The sequence below is a fragment of the Streptomyces sp. NPDC057694 genome (assembly GCF_042799415.1).
Taxonomy (GTDB): domain Bacteria; phylum Actinomycetota; class Actinomycetes; order Streptomycetales; family Streptomycetaceae; genus Streptomyces.
Genome location: NZ_JBHVIX010000003.1, coordinates 469,838 through 483,018 on the forward strand (window position 1 = coordinate 469,838; position 13,181 = coordinate 483,018).

The following is a 13,181-nucleotide window of genomic DNA, read 5'->3' on the forward strand; positions in this document are numbered from 1 at the left end:
CCATGAAGAACACGTTCGACAAGGAGCGGCTGCTCCTCGGGGCGGCCGGTCCGGTCATCGCCCTGGTGACGTCGGTCGTCCTGACCTCGATCGTGCTGGTGCTGTCGGGCAAGAGCCCGTTCCAGCCGTACACGATCATGTTCACGCAGGCCACGTACTCCGACGTACAGGTCCTGATCATCAACCAGGCGGCCATGTACTACCTGGCCGCCCTCGCGGTGGCCATCGGCTTCCGGATGAACCTGTTCAACATCGGCGTCGACGGCCAGTACCGGCTCGCCGCGATGGTCGCCGCCATCGTCGGCGCGAAGGTGGCGCTGCCCGCCGCCCTCCAGCTGCCGATGCTGATCATCGTCGCGATGCTCACCGGCGCCATGTGGGCCGGTATCGCGGGCATCCTGAAGGTCACGCGCGGCGTCAGCGAGGTCGTCGCGACGATCATGCTGAACTCGATCGCGTCCGGCCTGATCGGCTACCTCTACCTGCCCGACATCTTCGGCGTGCAGGTCGGCAACAACAAGACGACCGGCACCATGCACGAGTCCGGCTGGTTCCCCGGCATCAACATGGGCGCCTCGGGCGAGATCTACGGCTTCGTGGTCATCGCCGCGCTGCTCGGCGTCGTCTACTGGTTCGTGCTCAACCGCACCCGCTTCGGCTTCGACCTGCGCGCCACCGGCTCCTCCGAGTCGGCCGCGGCCGCCTCCGGCGTCGACGCCAAGCGCATGGTGCTCACCGCGATGCTGGTCTCCGGCGGCCTCGCCGGCCTGGCCGGCATGCCGCTGCTGCTCGGCGAGGCGCACACCTACAGCCTCACCTTCCCGACCACCATCGGCTTCACCGGCATCACGATCGCCCTGCTCGGCCGCAACAGCCCGGTCGGCATCGCCTTCGCGTCCCTCCTGATCGCCTGGCTCGACAAGGCCTCGCAGCAGCTCGACTTCGAGGGCTACGACAAGGAGATCGCGACGATCATGCAGGGGATCATCGTGATCGCCGTGGTCGTCTCCTACGAGTCCGTACGCGTCTGGGGGCAGCGCCGCCAGCAGCGCCGGGTCGGCATCGAGCTCGGCACCGCGCTCGCGCAGCCCACCACCGACGGCACCAACGACACCAAGAAGGAGGTGGCTGCCCGATGAGCACGGCTACGGTCCTCGACAAGAAGCCCGCGTCGCAGCCCGCACCCGGCGGCCGCCGCAGAATGTCCCTCCCCGTCACGATGATCGTCATCGCCGGGGTCCTGGCGCTGACCTCCCTGGTCCGGCTGATCACCGACGCGGACGGCATCACGAACGTCAGCCAGATGGCGACGGCCCTCCAGCTCGCCGTGCCGATCGGCCTCGCCGGTCTCGGCGGTCTGTGGGCCGAGCGCGCGGGCGTGGTCAACATCGGCCTCGAAGGCATGCTGATCCTCGGCACCTGGTTCGGTGCCTGGGCCGGCTACCAGTGGGGCCCGTGGGTCGGCATCCTCGCCGGCATCATCGGCGGCGCCATCGGCGGCCTGCTGCACGCGGTCGTCACGGTCACCTTCAACGTGAACCACATCGTCTCCGGTGTGGCCATCAACATCCTCGCGCTCGGCGTCACCCGCTACCTCTCCAACTTCACGTTCGAGGGCGTCGAGGGCGGCACCACCAAGCAGTCCCCGCCGGTCGACTCGCTCGGCACGATCACCGTCCCGGGTCTCTCCGACTGGCTGACGACCCTGAACGAGAAACACTGGTTCCTGATCTCGGACATCGCCGGCCTGCTGGGCGGTCTGGTCACGGACCTGTCCCCGCTGACGATCATCGCCGTCGCGCTCATCCCGTTCACCTGGTGGGTCCTGTGGCGCACCTCGTTCGGCCTGCGCCTGCGCTCCTGCGGCGAGAACCCGGTCGCGGCCGAATCGCTCGGCGTGAACGTCATCAAGTACAAGTACATCGCCGTGATCATCTCGGGCGGTCTCGCGGGCCTCGGCGGCGCGTTCCTGTCGATCGTCGCCAACCCCTTCTACCTGGAGGGCCAGACCGCCGGTAAGGGCTACATCGGCCTCGCCGCGATGATCTTCGGCAACTGGATGCCGGGCGGACTCGCCCTCGGCGCCGGCCTGTTCGGCTACACCGACAGCCTCAAGCTGCGCGGCGGCACGGAGAACGTGCACGCGCTGCTGCTCCTCGTCGCCCTGCTCCTGGTGATCGGTGCGGTCTGGATGCTGGTGCGGAAGAAGTACGTCGCCGGCGCGGTCTGCGCGGTCGTCGCCGTCGGCACGGCAGTCTGGTACGCCACCACGGACGACGTGCCGACCCAGCTCGTCACGGCGACCCCGTACATCGTCACGCTGCTCGTCCTGTCCTTCTCGGCGCAGCGCCTGCGCATGCCGAAGGCGGACGGCCAGCCGTACCGGAAGGGCCAGGGCACGTGACGACGGAAGCCGACTGGGAGGAACTGCGCCAGGCGGCCCGCGAGGCCATGTCCCGCGCGTACGCCCCGTACTCGGGCTTCCCGGTCGGCGCGGCGGCCCGCGTCGACGACGGCCGCACCGTCACCGGCTGCAACGTCGAGAACGCGTCGTACGGTCTCGGCCTGTGCGCCGAGTGCGGCCTCGTCTCGCAGCTCGCCGCGACGGGCGGCGGCCGCCTCACGCACTTCACGTGCGTGGACGGCAAGGGCGAGATCCTGATGCCGTGCGGCCGCTGCCGCCAGCTGCTGTACGAGTTCGGCGGCGCCGGCCTCCTTCTGGAGACGTCCGCCGGGGTGCGCCCCCTGGGCGAGATGCTGCCCGACGCGTTCGGCCCGGAACACCTCGACTGACCGTCTCGCGCCACGACTTGCGGCCGCTCCTCCTTCGGGAGGGGCGGCCGTTCGCGTACGGCTACTTCTTGTAGAACTCCCACAAGGTGCGCGGGCCGAATCGCTCACCTCCCGGGCTTCTTGGCGGGCAGCTCGCCGTGATGGGCTCAGAGGAGATCGCGATTCGTCTTGTCAACTACCTATAAGGGAGAAGGCCGGGATGTCCGAGAACGAAGCGGTGCTGGTGACCGGTGCCGGAGCGACGACCCCCGTGGGCGGCGACGCCGCGGCGACCTGGGCCGCGCTGCTGGCGGGGAAGTCCGGGGTGCGCGCCCTGGCCGAGGAATGGGCCGAGGAGCTGCCGGTGCACGTCGCCGCGCCGCTCGCCCAGGACCCGGCCGCGCAGCTGTCCCGGGTCGAGGCCCGCAAGCTGGACCGCGTCGAGCAGATCGCGCTGATCGCCGCCCGCGAGGCCTGGCGGGACGCGGGCGCGCCCGGGGCCGACCCCGTACGGGTCGCCGTCGTGATCGGCACCGGCACCGGCGGCGTCCTCACCACGCTCGGGCAGGACGACGTCTTCGAGCGGTCCGGGGCCCGCAGGCTCTCCCCGCACACCGTGCCGATGCTCATGCCCAACGGGCCCGCCGCCTGGGTCAGCATGGAGCTCGGCGCCAAGGGCGGTGCCCGCACCCCGGTCAGCGCCTGCGCCTCGGGCGCGGAAGCCCTCGCGATGGGCCTGGACCTGATCCGGGCGGGCCGCGCCGACGTCGTCGTCGCCGGGGGAGTGGAGGCGTGCCTGCACCCCTTCACGCTGGCCGCCTTCGCGCAGATGAAGGCGCTGTCGCCGCGGTCCGACGACCCCGAGTCGGTCTCCCGCCCCTTCGACACCGCCCGAAGCGGCTTCGTGATGAGCGAGGGCGGCTGCGTCCTGGTCCTGGAACGGGCCGGATTCGCCCGGGCCCGCGGCGCCCGCGTCCTCGGCACGCTGGCCGGGGCCGCGGTCGGCTCCAGCGCCGGCCACATCACGGCCTCGGACACCGAGGGCCAGGTCGCCGCCATCGAACTCGCGCTGCGGGACGCCGGGTTGAGCCCGCGCGACATCGGCCATGTGCACGCCCACGCGACCTCCACCCCGTCCGGCGACCTCGCCGAGGCGGCGGCCGTACGGCAGGCGATCGGCGACCACGCCCCGGTCGGCGCCACCAAGTCGATGACCGGGCACATGCTCGGCGCCTCGGGAGCGCTCGGCGCCCTGTCCGCGCTGCTCACCCTCCGGGACGGCATCGCCCCGGCCGTGCGCAACCTCGACGACCTGGACCCGCAGGTCGATCTCGACATCGTCCGCGGCGAGAACCGCACCGGCCGCTGGGACGCCGCCCTCGCCAACTCCTTCGGATTCGGCGGGCACAACGTCAGTCTCGTGCTCACCGCGGACCACTGAGCCCAGCGCTCTTCCCGCCCCGCATCTATGCGCGTAGAGTCAGTTCGGTCACCTGTAGCGGCCCCTGGAAGGAAGTGCCATGGACGTCATCTCCGTCATCCGTACGAAGCGGGACCGGGGCCGGCTGAGTGACGAGCAGATCGACTGGGTCGTCGACGCGTACACGCGCGGCGCGGTCGCCGACGAGCAGATGTCGGCGCTCGCCATGGCGATCTTCCTCAACGGCATGGACCGCGCGGAGATCGCCCGGTGGACCGCCGCGATGATCGACTCCGGGGAGCGGATGGACTTCTCGGTGCTGACCCGCCCGGCGACCGACAAGCACTCCACGGGCGGTATCGGCGACAAGATCACGCTGCCGCTCGCGCCGCTGGTCGCCGCGTGCGGCGCCGCCGTGCCGCAGCTCTCCGGGCGCGGCCTCGGCCACACCGGCGGCACCCTCGACAAGCTGGAGTCGATCCCCGGCTGGCGCGCGGACATCACCAACGAGGAGATGATGCGCACCCTGGAGGACGTCGGCGCGGTCATCTGCGCACCGGGCAGCGGCCTGGCCCCGGCGGACAAGAAGCTCTACGCGCTGCGCGACGTCACCGCGACCGTGGACTGCATACCCCTCATCGCCTCCTCGATCATGTCGAAGAAGATCGCGGAGGGGACGGGCTCGCTGGTCCTGGACGTGAAGGTGGGCACCGGCGCGTTCATGCGCGAGCTGGACCAGGCCCGTGAACTGGCGCGCACCATGGTCGGGTTGGGCACCGACCACGGGCTGCCGACCGTCGCGCTCGTCACCGACATGAACACCCCGCTCGGCCTGACGGCGGGCAACGCGCTCGAAGTGCGCGAGTCCGTCGAGGTCCTCGCGGGCGGCGGCCCCGCCGACGTCGTCGAGCTGACCCTCGCGCTGGCCCGCGAGATGCTCGACGCGGCGGGCCTCAAGGACGCCGACCCGGCGAAGGCGCTCGCCGACGGCTCCGCGATGGACGCCTGGCGGCGCATGATCGCGGCGCAGGGCGGCGACCCGGCCGCGGCGCTGCCCACGGCCCGCGAGACCCATGTCGTCACGGCCGCCTCCTCGGGCGTCCTCACCCGCCTCGACGCCCTCTCGGTGGGCCTCGCCGCCTGGCGCCTCGGCGCGGGCCGCGCCCGCAAGGAGGACCCGGTGCAGGCCGCCGCCGGCGTCGAACTCCACGCCAAGCCCGGCGACTCCGTCTTCGCCGGCCAGGTCCTGATGACCCTGCACACCGACACCCCCGAGCGGTTCGCGTACGCGCTGGAGGCGCTGGAGGGGTCGTACGACGTCGCGCCGGCCGGCACGGCGTTCTCGGCGGGGCCGATCGTGCTGGAACGTATCGGCTGACCTGCGGTTTTCCCATTCGGGTGAACGGGACCGGTGGACCATCGCTGGTCCCGTTCGGCATGCTGGTATCGGTGACGACCGATTGGAGCACCGCCATGAGCGCACTCGCCGTCAGCCACGACTCCGAGCAGAGCTGGGACGACCTCGTCCGGTTCTGGGCGGAGTCGGAGTGGCCCGAGGGCAGCAAGGTGGAGATCATCGAGGGGATCGTCACCGTGTCACCCACTCCCGTGTATCGCCACAACCTGATCGCGGCGCGCATCCAGCGCCGCCTCTACGGGATGCTCCCCAAGGACTTCGAGGTCTTTCAGACCCTGGCCATCGCGATGCCGTCCAGGTTGGGCATGTTCATCCCGGATCTGCTCGTGGCGCCCGTCCTGGAAGAGGAGACTCCCTCGTACATCCCGGCGGGCCTCGCCGAACTCGTCGTCGAGGTCACCTCCAGGCCAAATGCCCGCCACGACCGCATCACCAAGTGCGCCGCCTACGCTGCCGCAGGCATCCCTCTCTACCTTCTCGTCGACCCCTGGGCCCCGGACGGTCCGACCGTCACGCTGTACGGCGAGCCGCAGGGCGACACCTATCGCGCTCTGGCAACCGTGAAGTTCGGCGACGCCATCACACTGCCCGCCCCCTTCGACCTGACCATCGACACAGGGGAGTTCCCCAAGAGCTGAGTCACCCCAACAACGCCGCAACCACCACAAGCACCGGCACCGCCACCATCGTCGACAGCAGGATCGACTCCCGGGCCAGACGCTCGCCCACCCGGTACCGGCTCGCGTACGTGAACAGGTTCTGCGCCGCGGGAAGCGCCGACGTCACCACGACGTCCAGCAGCCGCGCCCCGTGCAGCCCGAAGAGCGACGTCGCCAGCGCCCAGGCCGCCACCGGCTGGCCCACCGACTTCAGCGCCGTCGACAGCAGCACCGGCACCCGGTCCGCGCCCCGGCCGCCCGGCCACGAACTCCCGCACAGCGAGATGCCGAACGCGATCAGGATCGCCGGCACCGACATGTTCGCGATCAGTTCCAGCGGGTCGAAGACGGGCGAGGGCACCGTCCAGCCCGTCGCCGAGACCAGCACCCCGGACAGCGAGCCGATCGCGATGGGATTGCGGAACGGGGTCAACAGCCGCTGCGCCCACGACAGTCGGGCCCCCGACGACGCCTCCGCCAGATCGAGGACCGTCAGCGCCACCGGCGTCACGAACAGCTGCTGGAAGAGCAGCACCGGCGCGACGAGCGAGGCGTCCCCGAGGACGTACACGGCGATCGGGATGCCGAGATTCCCCGAGTTCACGTACGAAGAGCAGAGCGCGCCGATCGTGGTGCGGCCCACGCCCCAGCCGCGTACGACACCCACCGCGATGAAGACCCCGGCCGTCGCCGCCGTGGAGAGCGCCGTCACCAGCAGGCTCGGCGACAGGATCAGCGACAGATCGGCCTTCGCCAGCATCGTGAAGAGCAGGGCCGGAGTGGCCACATGGAACGCCAGCCTGGTCAGGACCTCCCGGCCGCCGTCGCCCAGATAGCCGCGCCGGCCGATGACGTAACCGACCGCGATGACGATCGCGATGACCGCGAATCCATTGAGTACCCCCTGCACGTACTCCACCCTCGGACGCGGAAGAACCGCAGGTCAACGTTGATTCTGATCAACGTGACCCAGCCCACGCCGGGGCCGCGCCGCAGCCGGGTGCCCGCTGCCGATGAATTCCGGCCCGCCGTCCGGTCTCGACTTCCGTGGCTGCCTACTCCTCTCCTTCCGTCGTGGTCGTCGCCGGGCCGATCCGCCCCGCCGACGTGCCCGGGCTGTGCGCACGCGTCCGCGCCGCCCACCCGGGCGACGGCACGGACGGCCGGGACATCGTGTGCGACGTCTCGGGTGTCACCGCCGCCGACTTCGGCACCGTCGACGCGCTCGCCCGGATGCAGCTCGCCGCCCGGCGGGCCGGCGGACGGATCAGGCTGCGCGATCCGTCCCCTCAACTCGCCCTGCTGCTAGGGCTGACCGGGCTGGGGGACGCCCTGGGCGTCCAGCCGATCGGGGACGCCGAACAGCGGGAACCACCGCTCGGCGAGGTCCAGGAAGCAGTGGAAGCCGACGATCCGGCCTTCTGAGATCTCCAGGACCTGGATCGCCCAGGGCTTGAACCCGCCGGTGTCCGGGTCGGGCTTGTAGTGGGCGAACGCCGGTGTCCCGTTCGCCGACACCGGCAGCAGGCGCGAGCCCTCGCACTCGTGGCCCAGCGTGAGCATGAAGCCCGTGATGTCGTCCGTGCCGCGCAGCCACAGGTCGAACGGCGGCATCGTCATGACCGCGTCCTCGGCCAGCAGCTCGGTGAGCGCCTTCATGTCGTAGCCCTCGAAGGCCGACACATAGCGCTCCAGGAGCTTCTGCTGCTCCTCGTCCAGCGGGTCCGCCGTCGCCGAGTCCGCCGGGGGCGCCTGCGCGAGCGTGGCCCGCGCCCGCTGGAGCGCGCTGTTCACCGACGCCACCGAGGTGTCGAGCAGCTCGGCGACCTCGCTGGCCTTCCACGCCAGGACCTCGCGCAGGATCAGCACCGCCCGCTGCTTCGACGGCAGTTGCTGAAGGGCCGCCACGAACGCGAGCCGTACCGACTCGCGCGCCACCGCCGCCTCCGCCGGGTCGTGGACGGTCGGCAGGACGCGGGCGTCGGGCATGGGCTCCAGCCACACATTGTCGGGACGGGGGGTGAGCGCGGCCTGGGCGAGCGGGGCCGCCGCCGTCAGGTCCATCGGGCGGGCCCGCTTGTTGCCCGCGTTCAGCGAGTCCAGGCACACGTTCGTCGCGATGCGGTACAGCCAGGAGCGCAGGCTGGAGCGGCCCTCGAAGGTGGCGAAGCTGCGCCAGGCGCGGACCATCGTGTCCTGCACGGCGTCCTCGGCCTCGAACGCCGAGCCCAGCATCCGATAGCAGTACCCGGTCAGCTCGACCCGGTATTTCTCCAGGTCGTCGAGGCCGGCCCTCGTCGCGGTGTCACTCATCGTCCAACGCCCCCATCGCGGCTGTGATCGGCAGCACATCCCCAGCACTTCGCAAGCTACCGCAGCCCACTGACAACGGCCCCCGGACCGGCGAAAAGCGCAGGTCCGGGGGCCGTAGGCGAGAGTCGGGGGAGGGGAGGGGACGGTGGGGCGAACGGTCAGTGCGCGGAGACCGGCACGCCGCCGTGCCCGCGCCGCGTCCGGGCCGCGTACGTCCCCCACACGGTCAGCGCGACGACACCGAGCACCGCGGCGAAGCCGAGCCCCACCGTGCCGTCCCAGCCCGCCGCGTGGAACGCCAGGGCGCCCACCGCCGAGCCGACGCTCGACCCGATGTAGTACGCGGACTGGTAGAGCGCCGAGGCCTGCGCCCGGCCGTGCGTCGCGGTGTGGCTCACCGAGGACGACGCCGTGGCGTGCCCCGCGAAGAAGCCCGCCGTGATCAGCACCAACCCGATGAGCATGACGAGGAGTTGGGGTACGAGTTCGAGGACCAGGCCCGCCGCCGTGGTGCCCGCCGCCAGGTAGAGCGTGCCGCGCCGCCCGAGGCGTCCGACCAGCTTCCCGGCCGTCGACGAGGAGACCGTACCCACCAGGTACACGAGGAAGATCGAGCCGACGAGCCCCTGGGACAGGGAGAACGGCGCCTCCGTGAGCCGGTAGCCGATGACCGTGTAGGTCGCGCCGAACACCATCATGAACAGCGCGCCGATCACGTACAGGCGGCGCAGCAGCGGGTTGGCGAGGTGGTCGCCGACCGTGCGCGCGAGGGCGCGCGGGTGCAGCGAGCCCGCCGTGAAGTGGCGCGGCGCGGGCAGCAGCGCCCGGAACGCGAGCGCGCACGCGACGGCGATGACGCCGATGGTGCCCACGGCCACCCGCCAGCCCCACGCCTCCGCGATCCAGCCGCCGATGATGCGGCCGCTCATGCCGCCGATCGAATTGCCCGCCACGAACAGGCCGATCGCCGTGACCAGCGCCTTCGGCCGGACCTCCTCCGCCAGGTACGCCATCGCCGACGCGGGCAGGCCCGCGAGCGCCGCACCCTGCAGCACGCGCAGCGCGACCAGCACGTCGAGGCTGGGCGCGAACGGCACGAGGAGCCCCACCGAGACCGCCACCGCCAGCGACGCCGTCATCATCGTGCGCCGCCCGAACCGCTCCGACAGCGCGCTCAGCGGCAGTACGCACACGGCGAGCGCGAAGGTCGCCCCGGACACCGTCCAGCTCGCCGCGCTCGCGCTCGCGCCGAAGTCGGCGGAGACCAGGGGGAGCAGGGCCTGCGTGGAGTACAGCAGCGCGAAGGTGGCGACCCCGGCGAGGAAGAGGGCGAAGCTCATCCGGCGGTAGCCGGGCCCGCCAGGGGCCAGACGCGTGTCGCTGGGGGACGAAGGGACGGCGACCGCGGGGGTGACGGCCGCCCGGCTACTGGCAGGAGACATGTCATGAACGTAGGACCGTCCGACTCATGCGTCCAATGCATGAACACTCCATAATCGTTCCCATGGAGCATGAGCACACGTCAGCGCGGCGCGAATCGCCGCTCAGTGACACGGAAGACATCGTCACCCTGCTCGCGCCACGGCTCTCCTACTTCGCGGCGGTGGCCCGCACCGAGCACGTCACGCGCGCCGCGCAGGAGACACAGGTGCCCCAGTCGACCCTCTCGCGCGCGATGGTGCGGCTCGAACGGGACCTGGGCGTCGACCTGTTCGCCCGCCACGGCCGCACGGTGTCGCTGACCCCGGCGGGCCGTACGTTCCTCACCTCCGTCGAGCGGGCCCTCGCCGAGGTGGAGAAGGCCGCCGAGTCCGTCCGCGCCGACGCCGACCCGGACTCCGGCAAGGTCGCCTTCGGGTTCCTGCACACCCTGGGCGTGGAGACGGTGCCCGGCCTGATCCGCGCCTTTCGCGCGGAGCATCCCCGGATCCGCTTCAGCCTCGTACAGAACTACGGCGAGGCGATGCTGGAGCGGCTGCGCACGGGGGAGCTGGACCTGTGCCTGACCTCGCCGCTGCCCGACGCCCCCGACCTCGTCGCCCGCCGCCTCGACGAGCAGCGGCTCCGGCTGGTGGTTCCCGAGGACCACCGGCTCGCCGCCCGCAAGCGCGTCCGGCTCGCCGAGTGCGCCGACGAAACGTTCGTCACCCTCGAACCCGGCTACGGGCTGCGCCGCATTTTCGACGACCTCTGTACGGAGGCGGGGTTCAAGCCCCGCGTCGCGTTCGAGGGCGAGGAGGCCGAGACCCTGCGCGGCCTGGTCGCGGCGGGCCTCGGCGTCGCCCTCCTGCCGCCGCCGACCGTGCCCCGGCCGGGAGTGGTGGAGCTGACGGTCAGTGGCGGGCGCGCGGTCCGCGAGATCGGTGTGGCCTGGCTGGACGGCCACCCCGACACCCCTCCGGTCGCCGCGTTCAAGGAGTTCCTGCTGTCGCGGCGGGGGCGGTTGCTGCCGGAGCAGGCGGAGACGGAGTAGGGCCGTCCTGCCTGGGTCCGGCAATCTGTACGGATCCTTGATGCCGGATGTCTGCCTGGCGGACGAGACTGGGCGGGGCGGAGTGTGCCAGGGGGACGAAAACAGCAGGGGGCGACCGGCATGGTGGGCGGGACAGGGGACGGCAGCCGGGCAGCCGGACAACAGGCACGCCGCCCACGGGCGGCAGGCTGGGCAGGGCTGCTGCTCGCCCTGGTGTCGGGGGTGCTGTTCGCCCTCGTACCGCTCGCCGACCAGGACAACCGGGCGTACGCCGCCGCGCAGCCCTGCCCCGCCGGGGTCCGGTCGGACACCTGCACGACCGCCGCGGCGGCGACCGTCACGGACAAGGACTCCGAGCGCAGCGGCAAGAGCACCCACTACTTCCTCACTGTGCGGGACAGCGGAAGCCGGGCGACAGCCGGGCACCGGGTGCGGATGACCACGCACGGGCGGGTCTACGACGTAGTGGGGCCCGGCGACCGTGTCACCGTCGTCTACTGGAAGGGCGACATCCGAGCGGTCCGTTACGGCGGCAGCACCCAACAGACCTGGACGTCCCCCGCCCACGACGGGCGGCTGCCCGGAGCGTTCGCCGTGCTCACGGGCGCCGTGGCGTTCGGGCTGCTGTGGCTGTGGTGGTGGCAGCGGTACCGGCCCACGCCGCGCGGCGCGCCCCACTCCTGGGAGACCTTCACCGGCCTGGTGGCGGGCATCCTCGTCGCCTGCCTGGCCCTCCCGCTCGTGCTGATGGGGGACAGCGCGGAGGAGGGCCTGCAGATCGTGGGCCTCGGCGCGGTCCTGGCCCTGCCGCTGTCCGCCGCGCTGTGCCGGTGGTCGGTGCGCCGGGTGCGCCGGGGCATCGCGAAGATCGTCCCGGCCCTGGCCGCCGGGCGGCGGGTGCTGCCCGCGGCGGTGCACGGCGACGTGCCCTACGACAGGCCGGGCTACTGCTATCTGGTCGTCGGGGACGGGCCGTTGGTGGCCACTCCCGATCCCACGGGACACGTCGCTCTCGCCCCGCTCCCGGACACCCTCGCGGTGCGTCGCGTGCGCGAGCACCTCACCGGTGACCCCGCGTTCTCGACCGGCAGAAGAGGGGAGTCTGTCGTCGTCATCGAGTGCGTGGACGGCGACCGGACCGTGCTGGTCCTCGCCGGGCGCAAGGACACCCCCCAGATCCTCGGCGCCCTGCTCGAAGAGGGCCCGGGATGGGTGACACCGATCGGCCCTAGTGCGTGAGCGTCCGCCCGAACCCCGCGGCCAGCGGCATCCGCAGACCGATCGGCGGCGGCGCCGCGAGCGCGTCCTGGAGGGGGCGGGAGAACGGGTGGCCGAAGAGCGTGCCCAGCGTGAAGTCCACGGCCAGTGCGGAGACTTCGGAGCGGTGCTGGGCCATGGTGTGGCCGTCCGAGTGCACCTCGAAGCGGCACACGTCCCGGTTGGCCTTCTTCGCCCGCCCGGCGAGCCGGAACGACAACTCCGGGTCGGTGCGCCGGTCGTCCGTGCCGTGCACGATCAGCACGCTGCGGCCCGCGAGCTGTTTCACCGGTTCGGGCGGTGCCGCGACATCGTCCTCGGGCAGCCAAGGGGCGAGCGCGAGCACGGAGTTGACGGCTTCGTGGCCGCCCGCGTGCAGCGCCGCGCGCCCGCCCATGTCCCGGCCCACGAGACAGATCGGCACGTCCCCGTAGCGGCGCACCACCTCCTCGGCGGCCCACTCGGCGTCCCGCGCGAGTTCGGCCTGCGGCCCGTTCCACCCCCGGAACCGGTAGTGCACGGCATGGGTGACCAGGCCCTGCTCGCGGCCCGCGCGCGTGAGCCTGCGCGCCAGCGGCCGCAGCAGCGCCGCCGCCAGCGGCGAGGGTCCGCGGCCGGACGTCTCCTCGCCCGAGGGCAGCAGCAGCACCACGCCGCCGACCGCCCCGGGCACCGGCCCCACCGCCTTGCCGAGCCTGGCCTCGCGGGCCGGCGTCGCTCGCTCCTGCATGACAGAACAGTGTCAGAAGCACGGATGTACGCCACCCGTCCGCAGGGTCACTGTTGCGTATCGGCAGATCACGTTCTCCGCACTTTCTGGCGCGTACTCGCATCTACCCGGCGCGATCTACGCGCGTAGGAGTTAGAGTG

General features: G+C 71.8%; 13 protein-coding genes. 9 read left to right on the forward strand and 4 right to left on the reverse strand.

Translation table 11 applies throughout. The features are described from left to right. Positions 1-2: 2 nt before the first annotated feature. The 6 genes from ACFVDP_RS11995 to ACFVDP_RS12020 all read left to right on the forward strand — a co-directional run bounded on the left by ACFVDP_RS11995 (position 3) and on the right by ACFVDP_RS12020 (position 6,247). Entirely contained in the window at positions 3-1,139 is a 1,137-nt protein-coding gene (locus ACFVDP_RS11995) for an ABC transporter permease (RefSeq protein ID WP_383487367.1), read from the forward strand. Then, positions 1,136-2,404 carry an ABC transporter permease gene (locus ACFVDP_RS12000; RefSeq protein WP_383487182.1) on the forward strand — a complete coding sequence of 423 codons (1,269 nt, stop codon included), beginning with the start codon at positions 1,136-1,138 and terminating at the stop codon, positions 2,402-2,404. Before ACFVDP_RS11995 ends, ACFVDP_RS12000 begins: the two co-directional genes overlap by 4 nt. Further along, complete coding sequence (locus tag ACFVDP_RS12005; RefSeq protein WP_383487185.1) at positions 2,401-2,793, forward strand: cytidine deaminase; 393 nt, start codon at positions 2,401-2,403, stop codon at positions 2,791-2,793. Before ACFVDP_RS12000 ends, ACFVDP_RS12005 begins: the two co-directional genes overlap by 4 nt. A 199-nt stretch (positions 2,794-2,992) precedes the next feature. Then, a complete protein-coding gene (locus ACFVDP_RS12010; RefSeq protein WP_383487188.1) occupies positions 2,993-4,213 on the forward strand; it encodes a beta-ketoacyl-[acyl-carrier-protein] synthase family protein in 1,221 nt (406 codons plus the stop codon). Positions 4,214-4,292: 79 nt separating this feature from the next. Continuing rightward, positions 4,293-5,570, forward strand: coding sequence for a thymidine phosphorylase (locus ACFVDP_RS12015; protein ID WP_383487191.1), 1,278 nt, complete (start codon positions 4,293-4,295; stop codon positions 5,568-5,570). A 95-nt stretch (positions 5,571-5,665) separates the two neighbouring features. Further along, the gene (locus ACFVDP_RS12020; protein WP_383487193.1) at positions 5,666-6,247 is read left to right on the forward strand and encodes a Uma2 family endonuclease; all 582 of its coding nucleotides are present in this window, start codon (positions 5,666-5,668) and stop codon (positions 6,245-6,247) included. A gap of 1 nt (position 6,248) precedes the next feature. Here the strand turns inward: ACFVDP_RS12020 and ACFVDP_RS12025 are convergent, their stop codons facing one another. After that, positions 6,249-7,178, reverse strand: a complete 930-nt coding sequence (locus tag ACFVDP_RS12025; RefSeq protein WP_383487196.1) for an AEC family transporter — start codon at positions 7,176-7,178, stop codon at positions 6,249-6,251. A gap of 137 nt (positions 7,179-7,315) precedes the next feature. Here ACFVDP_RS12025 and ACFVDP_RS12030 point away from each other — a divergent pair, with 137 nt between their 5' ends. Beyond that, positions 7,316-7,693 (forward strand): STAS domain-containing protein, encoded by a 378-nt coding sequence (locus ACFVDP_RS12030; protein ID WP_383487199.1) that lies wholly within the window; start codon positions 7,316-7,318, stop codon positions 7,691-7,693. Here ACFVDP_RS12030 and ACFVDP_RS12035 read toward each other — a convergent pair. Together ACFVDP_RS12035 and ACFVDP_RS12040 are read right to left on the reverse strand one after the other, a co-directional pair. Next, positions 7,574-8,581: a sigma-70 family RNA polymerase sigma factor gene (locus tag ACFVDP_RS12035; RefSeq protein WP_383487202.1), complete on the reverse strand. Its 1,008-nt coding sequence runs from the start codon at positions 8,579-8,581 to the stop codon at positions 7,574-7,576. The two genes, ACFVDP_RS12030 and ACFVDP_RS12035, sit on opposite strands and share 120 nt — an antisense overlap. A 158-nt stretch (positions 8,582-8,739) precedes the next feature. After that, positions 8,740-10,023, reverse strand: coding sequence for an MFS transporter (locus ACFVDP_RS12040; protein WP_383487205.1), 1,284 nt, complete (start codon positions 10,021-10,023; stop codon positions 8,740-8,742). Positions 10,024-10,085: 62 nt separating this feature from the next. On the opposite strand from ACFVDP_RS12040, the gene ACFVDP_RS12045 reads away from it, so the two are divergent. Further along, a complete protein-coding gene (locus ACFVDP_RS12045; RefSeq protein WP_383487208.1) occupies positions 10,086-11,054 on the forward strand; it encodes a LysR family transcriptional regulator in 969 nt (322 codons plus the stop codon). A gap of 120 nt (positions 11,055-11,174) precedes the next feature. Beyond that, the gene (locus tag ACFVDP_RS12050; protein WP_383487211.1) at positions 11,175-12,293 is read left to right on the forward strand and encodes a hypothetical protein; all 1,119 of its coding nucleotides are present in this window, start codon (positions 11,175-11,177) and stop codon (positions 12,291-12,293) included. Here ACFVDP_RS12050 and ACFVDP_RS12055 read toward each other — a convergent pair. Next, positions 12,283-13,041, reverse strand: a complete 759-nt coding sequence (locus ACFVDP_RS12055) for an alpha/beta hydrolase (RefSeq protein ID WP_383487214.1) — start codon at positions 13,039-13,041, stop codon at positions 12,283-12,285. The two genes, ACFVDP_RS12050 and ACFVDP_RS12055, sit on opposite strands and share 11 nt — an antisense overlap. Positions 13,042-13,181: the final 140 nt, after the last annotated feature.